14 protein-coding genes are annotated in these 16,738 nt (G+C 71.1%); 7 read left to right on the top strand and 7 right to left on the bottom strand.

Features of this window, described 5'->3' with window-relative positions; all coding sequences use genetic code 11:
• Positions 1–94: 94 nt before the first annotated feature.
• The 5 genes from AKH00_RS04940 to paaZ all read left to right on the top strand — a co-directional run bounded on the left by AKH00_RS04940 (position 95) and on the right by paaZ (position 6,430).
• Positions 95–1,414, top strand: a complete 1,320-nt coding sequence (locus AKH00_RS04940) for an MFS transporter (RefSeq protein ID WP_050721539.1) — start codon at positions 95–97, stop codon at positions 1,412–1,414.
• A gap of 99 nt (positions 1,415–1,513) precedes the next feature.
• A complete protein-coding gene (locus tag AKH00_RS04945; protein ID WP_050721540.1) occupies positions 1,514–2,704 on the top strand; it encodes a thiolase family protein in 1,191 nt (396 codons plus the stop codon).
• Positions 2,704–3,489, top strand: a complete 786-nt coding sequence (locus AKH00_RS04950) for an enoyl-CoA hydratase/isomerase family protein (protein WP_050721541.1) — start codon at positions 2,704–2,706, stop codon at positions 3,487–3,489. The genes AKH00_RS04945 and AKH00_RS04950 overlap by 1 nt, the downstream gene beginning before the upstream one ends.
• Positions 3,486–4,349: a 3-hydroxyacyl-CoA dehydrogenase family protein gene (locus AKH00_RS04955; RefSeq protein WP_050721542.1), complete on the top strand. Its 864-nt coding sequence runs from the start codon at positions 3,486–3,488 to the stop codon at positions 4,347–4,349. Before AKH00_RS04950 ends, AKH00_RS04955 begins: the two co-directional genes overlap by 4 nt.
• Complete coding sequence (gene paaZ, locus AKH00_RS04960) at positions 4,346–6,430, top strand: phenylacetic acid degradation bifunctional protein PaaZ (RefSeq protein WP_082297404.1); 2,085 nt, start codon at positions 4,346–4,348, stop codon at positions 6,428–6,430. The genes AKH00_RS04955 and paaZ overlap by 4 nt, the downstream gene beginning before the upstream one ends.
• 17 nt (positions 6,431–6,447) lie before the next feature.
• Here the strand turns inward: paaZ and AKH00_RS04965 are convergent, their stop codons facing one another.
• The 6 genes from AKH00_RS04965 to dhaK form a co-directional block, all read right to left on the bottom strand.
• A complete protein-coding gene (locus AKH00_RS04965) occupies positions 6,448–7,062 on the bottom strand; it encodes a TetR/AcrR family transcriptional regulator (protein WP_050721544.1) in 615 nt (204 codons plus the stop codon).
• Between the two features lie 44 nt (positions 7,063–7,106).
• Positions 7,107–8,432 carry a phenylacetate--CoA ligase PaaK gene (gene paaK / locus AKH00_RS04970; RefSeq protein ID WP_050722059.1) on the bottom strand — a complete coding sequence of 442 codons (1,326 nt, stop codon included), beginning with the start codon at positions 8,430–8,432 and terminating at the stop codon, positions 7,107–7,109.
• A gap of 27 nt (positions 8,433–8,459) precedes the next feature.
• A complete protein-coding gene (gene paaI, locus AKH00_RS04975; RefSeq protein ID WP_050721545.1) occupies positions 8,460–8,903 on the bottom strand; it encodes a hydroxyphenylacetyl-CoA thioesterase PaaI in 444 nt (147 codons plus the stop codon).
• Between the two features lie 84 nt (positions 8,904–8,987).
• On the bottom strand, positions 8,988–11,459 hold the full coding sequence (gene ptsP, locus AKH00_RS04980) for a phosphoenolpyruvate--protein phosphotransferase (RefSeq protein ID WP_082297406.1): 2,472 nt from the start codon (positions 11,457–11,459) through the stop codon (positions 8,988–8,990).
• Positions 11,459–12,103, bottom strand: a complete 645-nt coding sequence (dhaL, locus tag AKH00_RS04985) for a dihydroxyacetone kinase subunit DhaL (RefSeq protein WP_050721546.1) — start codon at positions 12,101–12,103, stop codon at positions 11,459–11,461. Before dhaL ends, ptsP begins: the two co-directional genes overlap by 1 nt.
• Before the next feature lie 4 nt (positions 12,104–12,107).
• The gene (gene dhaK, locus AKH00_RS04990; protein ID WP_050721547.1) at positions 12,108–13,100 is read right to left on the bottom strand and encodes a dihydroxyacetone kinase subunit DhaK; all 993 of its coding nucleotides are present in this window, start codon (positions 13,098–13,100) and stop codon (positions 12,108–12,110) included.
• A gap of 123 nt (positions 13,101–13,223) precedes the next feature.
• On the opposite strand from dhaK, the gene AKH00_RS04995 reads away from it, so the two are divergent.
• Positions 13,224–13,991 (top strand): IclR family transcriptional regulator, encoded by a 768-nt coding sequence (locus tag AKH00_RS04995; RefSeq protein WP_050721548.1) that lies wholly within the window; start codon positions 13,224–13,226, stop codon positions 13,989–13,991.
• Positions 13,992–14,104: 113 nt separating this feature from the next.
• Here AKH00_RS04995 and AKH00_RS05000 read toward each other — a convergent pair whose 3' ends face one another.
• Positions 14,105–16,216 carry a RecQ family ATP-dependent DNA helicase gene (locus tag AKH00_RS05000; protein ID WP_050721549.1) on the bottom strand — a complete coding sequence of 704 codons (2,112 nt, stop codon included), beginning with the start codon at positions 16,214–16,216 and terminating at the stop codon, positions 14,105–14,107.
• Positions 16,217–16,279: 63 nt separating this feature from the next.
• Here AKH00_RS05000 and AKH00_RS05005 point away from each other — a divergent pair, with 63 nt between their 5' ends.
• Positions 16,280–16,699, top strand: coding sequence for a hypothetical protein (locus tag AKH00_RS05005; protein ID WP_050721550.1), 420 nt, complete (start codon positions 16,280–16,282; stop codon positions 16,697–16,699).
• Positions 16,700–16,738: the final 39 nt, after the last annotated feature.

A 16,738-nucleotide genomic window follows, 5' to 3' on the forward strand; every position in this document is an offset into this window, starting at 1 on the left:
GCGCTACGCTCGGCAATTACTGACCGATCATTCGGTCAGGAAAGCGGAGTCCCGATGCCTCCGCCGTCCCGAATCGCAGAACAACGGAGTTCTCATGTCGTCAGCAGTCTCAGACCCGACCTCGACACGACGGATGCCCGCGGAGGAGCGCCGCGTGCTCGCCGGCACCCTCGTCGGCACCTCGATCGAGTGGTACGACTTCTTCATCTACGCGCAGGCGGCGGGCCTCGTTCTCGCGCCGCTGTTCCTCGCCCCGATCGCGGAATCCAACCCCGGCCTCGCGCAGGTGCTCTCCTTCGCCACGATCGGCATCTCGTTCCTGTTCCGCCCCCTCGGCGCGATCATCGCCGGGCACCTCGGCGACAAGCTCGGACGCAAGAAGATGCTCGTATTCACGCTGATCCTGATGGGGCTCTCGACATCGCTGATCGGCGTCCTCCCGACCTACGCCGCGATCGGCATCGCGGCGCCGATCCTCCTGATCGCGCTGCGCATCCTGCAGGGCTTCTCGGCCGGCGGCGAGTGGGGCGGGGCCGCTCTCATGGCGGTGGAGCACGCGCCGCACGGACGTCGCGGGCTTTTCGGCGCCTTCCCGCAGATCGGCGTGCCCGTCGGCATGATCCTCGCGACCGCGACGCTGTGGGTCCTCACGACCTCCATGTCGCCCGAGGCCTTCCTCGAGTGGGGCTGGCGCATCCCGTTCCTGCTGTCAATCGTCCTGATCGGCGTCGGCTACCTGATCCGTCGCGCCGTCGACGAGAGTCCGATCTTCGAGGAGCTGCAGCGTCGACGCAAGGAGGCCTCCGCACCCCTCGGCCAGCTGTTCCGCAAGAACACCAAGCAGGTCGTCCTCACGGCGCTGATCTTCATCGCCAACAATGCGGCCGGCTACCTGCTGATCGCGTTCTTCGCGACCTACGCCGTCACCGCCCTTGGAATGGAGCGCCCTCCCGTGCTGCTGGCGACCACGCTCGCCTCCTTCGGCTGGCTGATCTTCACGCTATGGGGCGGTCATCTGTCCGACCGTCTCGGCCGCGTGCGCACGTTCCAGATCGGGTACGTCGCCCTCGCGCTGTGGGCAGTGCCGATGTGGTTCCTCATCGACACCGCGAACATCGTCTGGTACTTCGTCGCGCTGTTCGTGATGACGTTCGCACTGGGTCTCTCCTACGGTCCGCAGGCGGCACTGTACGCCGAGATGTTCCCCGCGAACGTGCGGTACTCGGGCGTCTCGATCGGCTACGCGCTCGGCGCCATCCTGGGCGGTGCTTTCGCCCCGATGATCGCGGAGGCTCTCCTGAACCAGTTCCAGGCCGCCTGGACGATCGGCGTGTACATCGCGATCGCCTCGGTCGTCTCGCTGATCGCCGTGTCGCTCGTCAAGGAGACCAAGGGCGTCGACCTTCTCGCATGACGACGGACGGACGTGCCATAATTACCATACGATCGGTCAGTAAATAGGGCGATCGATCGGGAACGGTCCCCGTCGAGACGACGAAGTCAGGAGATCCGCATGGCAGAGGCCTACCTCGTCGGTGGCGCGCGCACGCCCGTGGGCCGCTACGGCGGAGCACTCGCCGCCGTCCGTCCCGATGATCTGGCCGCGGTCGCCGTCGGCGAGGCCGTGCGCCGCTCGGGGATCGACCCGGCATCCGCGGAGATCGACGAGGTGATCCTCGGAGCCGCCAATCAGGCGGGCGAGGACAACCGCAACGTCGCGCGGATGGCCGTGCTGCTGGCCGGCCTCCCTGACACCGTTCCGGGGATCACCGTGAACCGACTCTGCGCCTCCGGGATGTCGGCGGTCACGATGGCCGCGCAGGCCATCCGCGCCGGCGACGCCGACCTGATCGTCGCCGGCGGCGTCGAGTCGATGACACGCGCTCCCTGGGTGCAGGCCAAGCCCGAGAAGGCCTGGGGCAAGCCCGGCGCGGCGTTCGACACCTCGATCGGCTGGCGCTTCCCAAACCCGCGGCTCCTCGCCCGCGACAAGACCACGTTCACGATGCCCGAGACCGCCGAGGAGGTCGCTCGGCTCGACGGGATCGGTCGCGAGGAGGCGGATGCCTTCGCGCTGCGCTCCCAGCAGCGCGCGGCCGCCGCGATCGCCGTGGGGAGGTTCGCTCCCGAGATCGTGGGCGTGCCCGTGGGCGACGGCATCGTGCTCGCCGACGAGGGACCGCGCCCCGAGACGACGCTCGAGGGCCTTGCCCGACTGCGTCCCGTCGTGGCCGGCGGCAGCGTGGTCACCGCAGGGAACTCGAGCGCCCTGAACGACGGGGCCTCGGCCGTCGTCGTCGCGAGCGCCGAGGCGGTGGAGCGCTACGGCCTCGTGCCGCGGGCACGGATCGTCGTCGGCACCAGCGCGGGCCTCGCCCCGGAGATCATGGGGCTCGGCCCTGTCCCGGCGACCGAGAAGGCGTTGCGACGGTCCGGGCTGACCCTCGACGACATCGGAGCGGTCGAGCTGAACGAGGCTTTCGCGACCCAGTCGATCGCCTGCATCCGACGCCTCGGACTCGACGAGTCGATCGTGAACGCCGACGGTGGAGCGATCGCCCTCGGGCACCCGCTCGGATCGTCGGGCTCGAGACTTCTCGTGACCCTGATGGGGCGGATGGAGCGCGAGGACGCACGCTACGGCCTGGCGACCATGTGCGTGGGCGTCGGCCAGGGCGCGGCCGTGATCCTGGAGCGCGTGTGATGGGCGGCGCCCAGAGCAGCCCCCTGATCGTCGAGAGGGCGGACGGACGCGTGATCGCGACCCTCGACCGACCGGCCAAGCGCAACGCGATCGACCAGGCCATGATCGACGCCCTGCACGCGCTCTGCGAGGAGCTCGAACACGACCCCCGCACCCTCATCCTCGTCGGCGCGGGCGGAGTATTCGCCGCCGGCGCCGACATCGCGGAGCTGCGGGAGCGCCGTGCCGCCGACGCCCTGCGCGGCATCAACGCGCACGCGTTCGTGCGGATCGCCGAGCTCCCCATGCCCGTCATCGCGGCGATCGACGGCTATGCCCTCGGTGGCGGCGCGGAGCTCGCCTACGCCGCGGACATCCGGATCGGCACGCCGGACCTCGTGATAGGCAACCCCGAGACCGGCCTCGGCATCCTCGCGGCGGCCGGCGCGAGCTGGCGGCTCAAGGAGATCGTGGGCGACGCCCGGGCGGCGGAACTCCTCCTGACGGGCCGCAGCGTGAAGGCCGAGGAGGCGCTGCGCATCGGACTGGTGTCGTCGGTGCACGACACGGCCGACCTGCTGCCCGCGGCGCACGCGATCGCCGACCGCATCGCGCGCAACGACCGCGCCGCGACGATCGCCACCAAGCGCGTGTTCCGCGCACCGCGCGCCGAGCATCCCGCGGTCGATCTCGACGCGCAGGCCGCGCTGTTCGAGAGTCCCGAGAAGTTCCGCCGGATGACCGAGTTCCTCGAGCGCAGAGTTGGGTCTAACGACCGAGCCGGGTCGGAGAAGGGAGAACGATGAGCACGACAGCCCCCGCGCATGTCGGCGTCCTCGGCGGCGGACGCATGGGAGCCGGCATCGCGCACGCCTTCCTGCTGGCCGGGTCGCGCGTGACGGTGGTCGAGCGCGACGATGATGCGGCGAGCGCGGCGTCGACCCGGGTGCTCGGCTCGATCGACGCCTCGATCGCTCGTGCCACGGCTCTCGAGCCGGTGGACGCCTATCGCGCGCGCTTCATCTCCTCCGCCGACCGCGCCGCCTTCGCCACATGCGGCCTGGTCGTCGAAGCCGTGCCCGAGGATCTCGCGCTCAAAGTCGAGGCGCTGACCGGGATCGAGGAGCACGTCGCCGCAGACGCCGTGATCGCCTCCAACACGTCGTCGATCTCGATCGACGAGCTCGCCGCGACGCTCACGGACCCCGCGCGCTTCCTGGGGATGCACTTCTTCAACCCCGTGCCCGCCTCGGCCCTCGTGGAGATCGTGCGCGGCGCCGCCACCGCTCCCCCGCTCATCGAGTCCGCCCGAGCCTGGGTACAGGCGCTCGGTAAGACGCCCGTCGTCGTCGCGGACGCCCCGGGCTTCGCGTCCTCGCGTCTCGGCGTCGCGCTCGGCCTCGAGGCCATCCGCATGGTCGAGGAGGGCGTCGCCTCCGCCGAGGACATCGACGCGGCGATGACCCTGGGATACAAGCATCCGATCGGACCGCTCCGGCTCACCGACATCGTCGGGCTCGACGTGCGCCTCGGCATCGCCGAGTACCTCGAAGCACAGCTCGGCGAACGGTTCGCACCGCCTGCCCTGCTGCGGCGACTCGTGGCCGAAGGCCACCTGGGACGCAAGACCGGCCGCGGCTTCTACGAATGGAAGGACGAGAGATGACAGAGATCCTCCCCAGCTACGTGCAGGGATCCTGGTGGACGCCCGCCGACGGAGCGCGGACCACCGAGGTGCGCGACGCCTCGACCGGCGAGGTCGTCGCACGCGTCTCGACCGAAGGGCTCGACCTGGGCGCCGCCCTCGACTACGCGCGGAGCACCGGCCAGGACGCCCTCGGCGAGCTGACGTTCCACCAGCGTGCCGTCCTGCTCAAGCAACTCGCCCTCGTCCTGACGGAACGCAAGTCGGAGCTGTACGAGATCTCCCGTCGCACCGGCGCGACGACCCAGGACTCCTGGGTCGACATCGACGGCGGCATCGGCGTGCTCTTCGCGTACTCCAGCAAGGGCCGCCGCGAGCTGCCGAACGCGAAGGTCTACGTCGACGGCCCAGTCGAGAACCTCTCGCGCGACGGCTCGTTCATCGGCCGCCACATCTACACGCGCCTGCGCGGAGCGGCCGTGCAGATCAACGCCTTCAACTTCCCCGTGTGGGGCTCGCTCGAGAAGTTCGCCCCCGCGTTCCTCGCGGGCGTGCCCACGATCGTCAAGCCGGCGACGCCGACCGGCTACCTGGCCGAGGCGATGGTACGCATCATGGTCGAGTCCGGGCTGCTCCCCGAGGGCTCGCTGCAGCTCGTGTCCGGAAGCGTGCCCACGCTGTTCGACGAACTGCGCCTCGGCGACCTCGTCGCCTTCACGGGGTCCGCGTCGACGGCCGAACGCCTCCGGTCACACGACGCCGTGCAGACCGGCGGGGTGCGCTTCACCAGCGAGACCGACTCGATCAACGCCTCGATCCTCGGGACGGATGCCGTGACCGGCACTCCCGAGTTCGACGCCTACGTGCGTCAGCTCGTCGCCGAGATGACCAGCAAGGCCGGACAGAAGTGCACCGCGATCCGTCGCGCGATCGTGCCGGACGGACTCGTCGACGCCGTGATCGACGCGGTGCGCGCACGACTCTCGGAGCGGGTGGTCGTCGGCGACCCTCGCGCCGAGGGCGTGACCATGGGTCCGCTCGCCTCGACCGAGCAGCGCGACGAGGTGCTGCGCCAGGTCGAGCGGCTGCGCGCCGGCGGGGGCGAGCTCGTGATCGGCTCGACGGATGCCCCCGCGGTGCGCCGCGCCGACGGCAGCGACGGCGAAGTGCCGGACGGCGCTTTCGTCTCGCCCATGCTCCTGCGCTTCGACGACCCAGAGAGTCCGGCCGTGAACGAGATCGAGGCATTCGGGCCGGTGTCGAGCATCGTCGGCTACCGGACCCTCGACGAGGCGAGCGCCCTGGTCGCACGCGGTGGCGGATCGCTCGTGACCAGCGTCGCGACGCACGACCCCGAGGTCGCGGTGGCACTCGCAGCGGGCATCGCGGCCTACAACGGGCGCGTACTGTTCCTCGACCGTGACGACGCTCGCAGCTCGACCGGTCATGGCTCGCCCCTGCCGAACCTGGTGCACGGAGGCCCGGGCCGCGCCGGCGGCGGCGAGGAGCTCGGCGGCATCCGGGCCGTGCTCCACCACATGCAGCGCACCGCCGTGCAGGGCTCCCCGGCCATGATGACCGCACTCACGGGCGTCTGGCACCAGGGAGCGGCGGCACGCCCGTTCGCCGATGCCGACGGCGTGCACCCCTTCCGCAAGTCGCTCGCGGAGCTGCGGATCGGCGACCAGGTCGCCAGCGGATCGCGCACCGTGACGCTCGACGACATCGAGACGTTCGCGGCGTTCACCGGCGACACCTTCTACGCCCACATGGACGAGGCCTCGGCCGCCGCGAACCCGTTCTTCCCCGGTCGCGTCGCGCACGGATACCTGCTCGTGTCGTGGGCCGCCGGGCTGTTCGTCGACCCCGCACCGGGACCGGTGCTCGCGAACTCCGGTCTCGAGAACCTGCGGTTCGTGACCCCGGTGTCCCCGGGCGACGAGATCCGCGTGGAGCTCACCGCCAAGCAGATCACCCCGCGCGAGACAGACGAGTACGGCGAGGTGCGGTGGGATGCCGTGCTGAAGAACCAGGATGACGAGATCGTCGCGACCTACGACGTGCTCACGCTCGTCGCGAAGGAGCTCGAGACGGCGGCGTGAGAGCCGCGCGCCGGGGGCTACGGCCTCCGGCGCAGCCCGTCAAGAGCGATCGCGACGACGTCGTCCGCAAGGCGGTCCGCACCTTCGCGCCCTCCAGGCCGGTACCACTCGACGAGCGAGTTGATCATGCCGAACGTGAGACGCGCCGCGACGCTCGCGTCGATGTCCTCACGGAGGGCGCCCTCCTCCTGCGCGGCTGAGACCAGTGCCGTGATCCGACGATCGAACGTGCGTCGTCGTGCGAGTGCGGTGCGCTCGACCTCGGTGTTCCCGCGCACCCGCAGCAGCAGGGTGACGGCGGGCAGCTGATCCACCAGCACGTGCACGGCACCGCGCAGCACGTGCTCGAGACGGTCCGCCGCGCTCGCCGTCGCGCGATCGCCCGCCGGCGCGGGATCGTCGACCACGGCCTCGAGCCCGCTGAGCGCGGCGTCGAGCGCGAGGTCGAGCATCTCCTCCTTCGACCCGAAGTGGTGGTAGATCGCCGACTTCGACAGACCCAGACGCTCGGCGAGCATGCCGATCGACGTGGCGTCGTAGCCGTGCTCGTTGAACGCCGCGATCGCGACGGCGAGGATCCCCTGCTGGTCGTATCCCGGGCGACCACGTCGCGCGCTCTGCATCTCGGACATCACGCCTCAGTCTCGCACCGTTCGGTCCCGTGACCGCGCAGGAGTCAGCGCAGGTCGTAGACGCGCTTGTACTTCCCCTCGCTGCGCGGCAGGGCGCCGGGCTCTTCCAGTCGCACGGCGACGGTCGAGCCGACGAACACCTTGATGCGCTGCGCGAGCACCTCGGCGGCGGCCCGACAGGTGTCCACCGGCAGATCCGGATGCCGCTCGATGCGCACCGTCAACGCATCCATCCGCCCCTCCTTCGTGAGCTCGAGGATGAAATGCGGGGTCAGCTGCTCGATGCCGAGCACGAGCTCCTCGATCTGCGTGGGGAAGAGGTTCACACCGCGCACGATGATCATGTCGTCGTTGCGGCCGGTGACCTTCTCCATGCGCCGCATCGCGGGGCGGGCCGTACCGGGCAGAAGGCGCGTGAGATCGCGAGTGCGGTAGCGGATGACCGGGAACGCCTCCTTCGTGAGCGAGGTGAACACGAGCTCGCCCAGCTCGCCGTCAGGCAGGGCCGCGCCGGACTCGGCGTCGATGACCTCGGGGAGGAAGTGGTCCTCCCAGATGTGGGGTCCGTCCTTGCCCTCGAGGCACTCGCTGCCGACGCCCGGCCCCATGACCTCGCTGAGACCGTAGATGTCGAGTGCGTCGATGCCCATCCGCTGTTCGAGTTCTCGCCGCATCTCGTTCGTCCACGGCTCGGCGCCCAGCACCGCGACCTTGAGCGAGGTGGACCGCGGGTCGATGCCCTGGGCCACCATCGCGTCCGCGATCGTGAGCAGATAGCTGGGTGTGCAGAGGATCGCGTCGGGTTCGAAGTCGCGGATCAGCTGCACCTGCCGCGCGGTCTGACCACCCGACACGGGGATCACGGTCGCGCCGAGCGCCTCGATGCCGGCGTGCGCGCCGAGACCGCCCGTGAACAGCCCGTAGCCGTAGGCGTTGTGCACCTTCATCCCTGCGCGGATGCCGGCAGCGCGCAGCGAGCGTGCGACCAGAGCGCCCCAGCGGTCGAGGTCGCCGCGCGTGTAGCCGACGACCGTCGGGCGCCCGGTCGTGCCGCTCGACGCATGGATTCGGGCGACATCGCTCATCGGCACAGCGAACATGCCGAACGGGTAGGTCTCGCGCAGGTCCGCCTTGGTCGTGAACGGCAGCCGCTCGATATCGGCGAGGACGCGGATGTCTTCGGGGTGCACGCCCGCCTCATCGAACTTGCGGGTGTAGAGCGGCACGTTCGCGTAGGCGTGGCGCACGGTCTGCTGCAGGCGCTGGAGTTGCAGCTCCTCCAGCTCGGCGCGTGTCAGCCGTTCCTCGGCGTCGAGCGCGGCGAGGGCGGGAGCGCGGACGGCAGCGCGGGAGGTGGAGTGATCGGTCATCGTCGACATGAGTGCTCCGGGGTCTGTTCAGAACGTCTGGGAGGTGGTGCGTGACCGGCCGCGGAACTCGGCGACCGTGTCGCCCTGCTCGTCGACGACCGTCACGTCGTAGATGCCGGAGCGCCCCGATCGGGAGCGGCGCACGGCGGTCGCGGTCAGGGTCTGACCCGACACCGTCGGCTTGAGGAACGAGATGTCGGCGCCGGCGGCGACCGTGACGCGGTCGTCCTCGTTGCAGGCGATCGCGAAGGCCGTGTCCGCGAGCGCGAAGACGAAGCCGCCGTGCGTGATGGCGAAGCCGTTGGTCATGTCATCGCGCACGCGCATCGAGACGACGGCGTGGCCGGGGTCGTCGCGCTCCACCAGGAGGCCGAGGGATGCCGACGCGCGATCGCGCTGCATCATGGCCCGGTTGGGCGGGACGCTCGTCGCCGTCGTCCGGGTCGTCGTACCCGTCGTCGCATCCGTCATCGTCGACCTCCTCGTCGCGTGAGACGCCGCGCTGCGGCATCCGACCCGACCATACTAACTGAACGATCGGTTAGTAAAGAGGGATCATGCGTCGACCACGGCGCGCGCCGCCTCCCGCGCCTCCTCCGCCGACGACGACGACCGTGCAGCGTCGGCCGCCCGATGACACTGCTCCGTCGTGACGCGGCGCAACGCGGCTCCCACCCGCCCGAGGGCGCGCGACGTCATCGAGAGCGAGCTCGCCCCCAATCCCACCAGCACGGGCGCGAGCGCCGGGTCGCCCGCAGCCTCGCCGCACACCCCGACCGGCTTCCCGCTGGCACGGCCCGCGTCGCCCACCGCGCCGATGAGACGCAGGACGGCAGGCTGCCACGGATCGTTGAGATCTCCGAGCGCGCCGAGCAGGCGGTCCGCGGCCATCGTGTACTGGGCCAGGTCGTTCGTGCCGATGCTGACGAAGTCGACGACGTCGAACAGCTCGGAGGCGAGGAGCGCCGCGGACGGCGTCTCGACCATGATGCCGGCGCGGGTCAGCCCCGCTGCGCGGCAGCGCTCGACAAAGGCCTGCGCCTCCTCGATCGTCGCCACCATCGGCGCCATGACCTCGACGCGCGCAGACTCGGCCTCCGCGGCCTCGGCGACTGCGCGCAGCTGGTCGTCGAGCAGCTGCGAAGCGCGACGGGCGAGGCGAAGCCCCCGGACGCCGAGCGCCGGGTTCTCCTCCGGCTCGGGGTGCGTGAAGGGCAACGGCTTATCGCTTCCCGCGTCGAGAGTGCGCACCACCACCCGGTGCCCCGCGAAAGGCGCGAGCACGGCACGGTAGGCGGCCACCTGTTCGGCGACGTCAGGTGCGTCGACGCGATCGAGGAAGCAGAACTCGGTGCGGAACAGCCCGACCCCCTCGGCCCCCGCCGCGGCTGCCGTCTCGGCATCGGCCGCCCCACCCACGTTGGCGAGCAGCGGAACGGCGTGGCGATCGGCGAGCACCCCGGCACCGTCGAACGCGACGACCTCGGATCCTGCTCGCACCCTCTCGACGGCCGCGGGCGACGGGTCCAGCTGCACGGTGCCGCGATCCCCGTCCACGAGCACCGTCGCTCCCGCGGGGATCCGCGCCGCGCCCTCGACGCCCACGACGGCCGGAAGCCCCAGCGCACGCGCGATGATCGCCGTATGCGAGGTCGGTCCCCCGTCCTCCGTCACGAGCGCCACGCACTGCCCTCCCTCGAGCGCCGCCGTGTCGGCGGGAGCGAGGTCACGCGCCACGAGGACGAACGGCTCCTCGCGCTCGGGCACCCCCGGCATCTCCACCTCGAGGAGTTCGGCGATGATCCGGTCGCGGACGTCGAGGACGTCGGCCACCCTTTCGGCCATGCGACCGCCGAGCGTCGACAGTCTCGCGGCGTGCGCGGCACCGACCTCCCACACGGCCCTGGTGCCGCTCAGCCCCTTCGCGCGCACCAGTGCGGTCGCGTCCGAGACGAGCTCGGGGTCGGAGGCCAGCAGTCGGGATGCGTCGAGGATCGCCTTCGCCTCACCCGTCGCGGCCTCGGTGCGTCGACGGAGCTGATCGGCGACGGCGACCGAGGCCCATTCGATCGCCGAGACCTCGGCGTCCCGCTCCTCCGGCGCGATCCGCACGGCGGGGTCGGGCTCGGTGAGCGCCGGCGCGACACGGACGACCGGCGCCGCGGCCGCACCCGCGCTCACCCCCCGACCGCGCAGCAGCGCACCTGCGGCGAGAGGGCTCGTCGGCAGAGCAGCGGCGTCATCGCTCCCCTCCGTGGTGGGCTCCGTGATCGGAACGGAACGGACGGATGCCGGCTCCGTGCCCTCACCGAATCCCTCGTCGAACAGAGCGCTGAGACGGTCGAGAATCGCCGCGGCGCCGGGGCCGCTCGCCGACAGCTCCAGCTCGTCGCCCTGGCGCGCCCCGAGCACGAGGAGGCGCGACAGGCTCGCGGCCGACGCCTCAGGGCCGTCGGGGAGGCGCCGCAGACGCACGTCGGTTCCCGCCGCGGTTTCCGCGATGAGCGCCGCAGGACGCGCGTGGATGCCCAGCGGATTGCGGACCCGGACCGTGCGGGTGAGGGCGTCCGGATCGGACGCGCTCTGTGCGACCTCCGGGGGCGGTTCCGCCTCGCTCAGCTGGCCCGCCTTCGCCGCGAGTGCCCCCGCGGCCTCCTGCGCGACTGCGTCGAGCCCTGCTCCCCCAGCCGCCGACACCACGGCCGACAGGAGTCCCTCGACGAACGGCGCGGGAGCGAGCCGGACCGGCACCTCACTGCTGCGCAGGTCGAGGGCGAGTTCGGCGCTCAGCACCGCAGAGCCGAGGTCCATGAGCACGAGCACGCCTTCGCAGTCCACGGCGAGCTCGTCGATCGCGGCGGCGACGGCGACCGCGTCGGTGCCGAGGACGGCCGCGCCGTCGGCATCCGTCCCCGCCCCGGCCGCGACGCGCACCTGCGCCCCTCCTCCGGGAACCATCTGGAGGGCGAGTTCGAGCGCCGCCTCCCCGAGCCTGGCGCTGTGAGAGACGGCGACGACGCCGATCATCAGGACGAGCCGGCGATCGTGTCGGCCAGCGACTCGAACAGCAGCGTGACCGAGGCCGCGCCGGGGTCGAGGTGACCCGCGCTGCGCTCTCCCAGATAGCTGGCGCGCCCCTTGCGCGCGACGAGCGGCAGCGTGGCGTCCCGGCCCAGTGCCGCCGCGGTCGCCGCGGCTCTGCTCGCATCGGCGAGACCCGCTCCGCGGGCGATCGCCGCGTCCATCGCATCGACCGCGGGCGCCATCGCGTCGAACATCGTCTTGTCGCCCGCCTCGGCCTTGCCCCGAGCGACGATGCCCTCGAGGCCCGCGCGCAACGCCCCCGCGAGGCCTGCGGCGTCGAGCTCGGTCACGGGACCCGCCGTCATGCCCATCCGCAGGAAGAGCGTTCCGTACAGCGGTCCGCTCGCCCCTCCCACCGAGCTGACGAGCGTCATTCCGACGCCCTTGAGCAGGTCGTCGACCGTCCCCGGTGCATCCGCGCTGAGCTTGTCGACCACGGCGGCCATGCCGCGGGACATGTTCGCACCGTGATCGGCGTCGCCGATCGCGGAGTCCAGCTCGGTGAGCCACTCCTTCTTCTCGGTGACGACGTCACGATAGCGGGTGACCCAGTCGACGAGTGCGGCGGTGCCGATCGTGTCCGTCATCGGCTCACACCCCCCACCGCAGGCCGGGAGTGCTGACCGGGGCATCCCACAGGCGCAGGATCTCGTCGTCGGCCGCGAGCACGGTGACCGAGCATCCGGCCATGTCGAGCGAGGTGATGTAGTTGCCGACGAGGTTGCGGACGATCTGCACACCCGCCTTCTCGAGCAGCGCCGCCACCTCGGCGTACATCAGGTACAGCTCGATCTGCGGCGTCGCCCCCATGCCGTTGACCATCACGATCGCGGGACCCGTGCGGTCGAGGTCCGCCACGATCGGCTCGACGAGCTGACGCGCGATCTCGGATGCCGGGGCGAGGGGCTCGCGGTGGCGTCCGGGCTCGCCGTGGATGCCGATGCCGATCTCCATCTGGTCCTCGGGCAGGTCGAACGTGGGTTTACCCGCGGCGGGGACGGTGCAGCTCGTCAGCGCCATTCCCATCGAACGCCCCTGTCCGTTGACGCGCTGCGCGAGCGCGACCACCGACGCCAGATCCTGCCCCTCCTCGGCGGCGGCTCCGACGATCTTCTCCAGCAGCACGGTCAGTCCGACACCGCGTCGTCCGGCGGTGTAGAGCGAGTCCTGCACCGCGACGTCGTCGTCCACCACGACCGTGCCCACCTCGATGCCCTCCATCGAGGCGAGCTCGGCGGCCATCTCGAAGTTCAGCACATCGCCCGTGTAGTTCTTCACGATGTGGAGTACCCCGGCGCCGCGGTCGACCGCCTTGGTCGCTGCCTGCACGCGGTCGGGTGTGGGCGAGGTGAAGATCTCCCCCGCGACGGCCGCGTCGAGCATCCCCTCGCCGACGAATCCGCCGTGCAACGGCTCATGGCCGGACCCGCCGCCGGAGACGACGGCGACCTTGCCCTGCGCCTTGGGAGTCGCGCGCGTGATCACGTGCGTCTCGAGGTCGACCGCGAGTTCGGGATGCGCGAGGGCCACCCCTCTCAGCGATTCGACGAGCACGTCTTCCGGAGCGTTGATGAGCTTCTTCATGGTGGATCTCCCTTGATCTCGGCCGCGCGGCTTTCCGAAGAAATCGGAAAGATATTCGTCAATGTCGAATATGCTCGTGGTCTGCCGTCTTGTCAAGGGAGACTCAGGCGAAAGGAGACCCCGATGATCCAGGCAATCGATCGCGCCGCCAAAGTGCTGGAGCTGCTGCAGGGCGCCCGTCATCTCGGCATCACCGACCTCGCTGCGGCGCTCGCGCTCCCCCCGTCCACCGTGCACGGCATCGTGAAGTCGCTGCGCGAGCACGGCCTCGTCGCGAAAGAGCGCGGCGGGCAGCGCTACATGCTCGGACCGACCCTGCTGCGCCTCAGCAACGTCTACCTCGACACGCTCGACGTCCGCGCGCGCGCCATGCGCTGGACGCAAGAACTCGCGCGTCGCACGAACCTCCCTGTCCGCCTCGGCGCCCCGCACTTCCACGAAGTGCTCGTGATCCACCACGACCTCCGCCCCGACGACAGCCGGCAGATGCTCGAGACCGGCGTCGCGATCCCCGCCCACGCCTCGGCAATGGGCAAGGTGCTGCTCGCCTACGACGCGGGGTTCCAGCGCACCGTGTTCGAGCAGCCGCTGCGCAGCCTCACGGGTGACACCATCACGGACGTCGCGCGGCTCACGCTCGAGTTCCCGGCGATCCTCGACCGTGCGAGCGCCGCCGAGGTCGATGAGGCCGTGCTCGGCGAGTCCTCGGTCGCAGCCCCCGTCGCGGACGCCTCGAACGAGATCGTCGCAGCGGTCGCCGTGGTGATGCCCACATCGCAGGCACCCGCGACCGACGCCGTGCTCGATGCGCTGCGCGAGACCGCACGGAACATCTCCCGCGAGCTCGGCGCGAGCAGCTGGCCGCCCGCGCCCGCACTGGCCGAGGACTGACAGGAGATCCGCGCAGCGCGAGGCTCCGCTCAACCGCGCAGCGCGAGGCTCTTCTCAACCGCGCAGCGCGAGGGCGAACGGCAGCGCAGCCCCTGTCGGCCGGACAGCTCCGCTCAACCGCGCAGCGCGAGGGCGAACGGCAGCACCCCGGTCGCCCCGGCGCGGCGGAGCGTGCGCGCCGCGACCGTGAGGGTCCAGCGACTGTCGACCAGATCGTCGACCAGCAGCACGGGCCCGGGAGGCACCTCGATGCCGTCGGCCGAGAACCGGTCCCACAGTCCCGCGAGGCGGAACACGCTATTGCCGCCGGGCTGGCCGCTAGGACCGCCGTTCACGGGCGCGAGCGCACCGAGGTACGGCAGGCGTCCGATCTCGGCGATCCCGCGGGCCAACGAATCGACGAGCACTGGACGCGACCGCGACGGCATCGCGATCACGGCGACCGGGCGCTCCGCCCAGTCCCATCCCGCGAGCACTCGCACGCAGGCACCGAGGAGCTCGGGGGAGACGGGGGCGTCCGCCGCACCGGCCGCGAAGATCCCCCGCAGAGCGCCTCCCCAGCCGAGGTCGGTCAACCGGGCCAGCGCCCGACCCTCCCCCGCCTGCTCCTCGGCCGGGATGCGCCCCTTGACCGGCACGTCGAGACGATCGGCACCGGTCGGCCACGCTCGACGCGCCTCGATCGGCACGCCCACACGGTCGAGGGACTCCCCGGCCTGAGCGCTCGCGTCCGCGCCGACCTCCTGCGGAAACCAGACACCGGCGCAGTTGTCGCAGCGCCCGCACGGCACCGCCGTGTCGTCGTCGAGCGTGCGCTGCAGGAACTCCATGCGGCATCCGGCGGTCTGCTCGTAGTCGAGCATGTGCTGCTGCTCGGCCCGACGCTCGGCGGCGATGCGCTCGTAGCGCTCGGCGTCGTAGACCCACGGCTGCCCCGTCGCCACCCAGCCGCCCTGCACGCGGCGCACCGCACCGTCGACGTCGAGCACCTTGAGCAGAAGCTCGAGGGGCGTGCGGCGGATGTCGACCATCGCCTCCAGCGCCGGCGTGGAGATCGGCGCGTCCCCCAGCGCGGCGATCACGCGTTCCGCCCGCTCCTGGTCGGGCATCGAGGCCGTCGCGAAGTAGTGCCAGATGTCGCGGTCCTCGACTCCGGGCAGCAGCAGCACATCGGCGTTCTCGCTCGCTCGACCGGCACGGCCGACCTGCTGGTAATAGGCGACGGGCGAGGACGGCGCCCCGAGGTGCACGACGAACCCGAGGTCGGGTTTGTCGAATCCCATCCCCAGCGCGCTCGTCGCCACGAGCGCCTTGACCTCGTTGCGCTTGAGCATCCCCTCGGACTCCGCTCGCTCATCGGCATCCGTCTGCCCCGTGTACGCGCGCACGTCGTGCCCGTGCTCGCGCAGCAGTCGCGCGGTGTCGACGGCCGCGGAGACGGTCAGCGTGTAGATGATGCCCGACCCCGGCAGGTCGTCGAGATGACTGAGAAGCCACGCGAGCCTGCTCGCGGAGTCGCGCAGCCGCAGCACGCCGAGGCGCAGGGAGGTGCGGGCGAGCGGCCCGCGGATCGTCAGCACATCGGGAGCACCTCTGCCGCCTACCCCCAGCTGCTCGGCCACGTCGGCCACCACCCGACTGTTCGCGGTCGCGGTCGTCGCGAGCACCGGCACGTCCGCGGGCATCTCGCCGATCAGGTCGCGCAGTCGGCGGTAGTCGGGTCGGAAGTCATGCCCCCAGTCGCTGATGCAGTGAGCCTCGTCGACCACGAGCATCCCGATCCTCTGCACCAGGGCGGGCAGCTGCTCCTCGCGGAACGCGGGGTTGTTGAGCCGCTCCGGTGACACGAGCAGCACGTCGACCTCGTCGCGATCGAGCTGAGCGAGCACGTCCGACCACTCGTGCGCGTTGGTCGAGTTGATCGCGACCGCACGCACCCCGGCGCGCTCGGCCGCCGAGATCTGGTCGCGCATCAGGGCGAGCAGGGGCGACACGAGCACCGTGGGACCGGCACCCCGACGACGGAGCAGGAGCGTCGCCACGAAGTACACCGCGGATTTGCCCCACCCGGTGCGCTGGACCACCAGCGCACGCCTTCGCCCTTCGACCAGCGCCTCGATCGCCTCGTACTGCCCGTCGTGGAACTCGACGTCATGGGGTCGGGCGTCCGGACGCCCGACCAGCTCCCGCAGCGCGGAGAGGGCGGCGTCACGAGTGGAAGTCATGCCTCCACTCTGCCCCAGACCCCCGACATCCCCGCCCCGACGATCCACAGGTAGCGTGGAGAGGTGATCACCCGTGAACTCGCCACCGCCCTGCGCGACGCCGGTCTGCAGTGGCGCCCCGCCGAGGGCGATCGATTCCAGCTCGACCTCCCCGAGGAGATCGAGCTGGAAGCCGAGGCCGATGTGTTCACGGTGAGCGCCATGACGATCGAGGCGCGGCAGACCCCCTCGGGCACCGATCTCGCGTTCAACGGCACGACCGAGTGGGCGCTCGACGCCGTGACTCTCGCCGATGCCGTGTGGCTCCCTCGTGAGGACCAGTTGCGCGAGCTGCTGCGCGGCACGTTCCGCTCCCTCACGCGACTCGACGACGCCTTCGTGGTCGAGATCGGCATCGCGGGCGAGACGTTCCGCTTCGAGCATCCCGACCCCTCCGAGGCCTACGGCCGCGCGCTCCTCGAGTTGGTCTCCCGCTCTCGCTGACGCGCGGCTGCCGCACGCGTCTTGCATGCCGCATCCCTC

Source organism: Microbacterium sp. GCS4 (assembly GCF_001262495.1).
Lineage (GTDB): Bacteria > Actinomycetota > Actinomycetes > Actinomycetales > Microbacteriaceae > Microbacterium.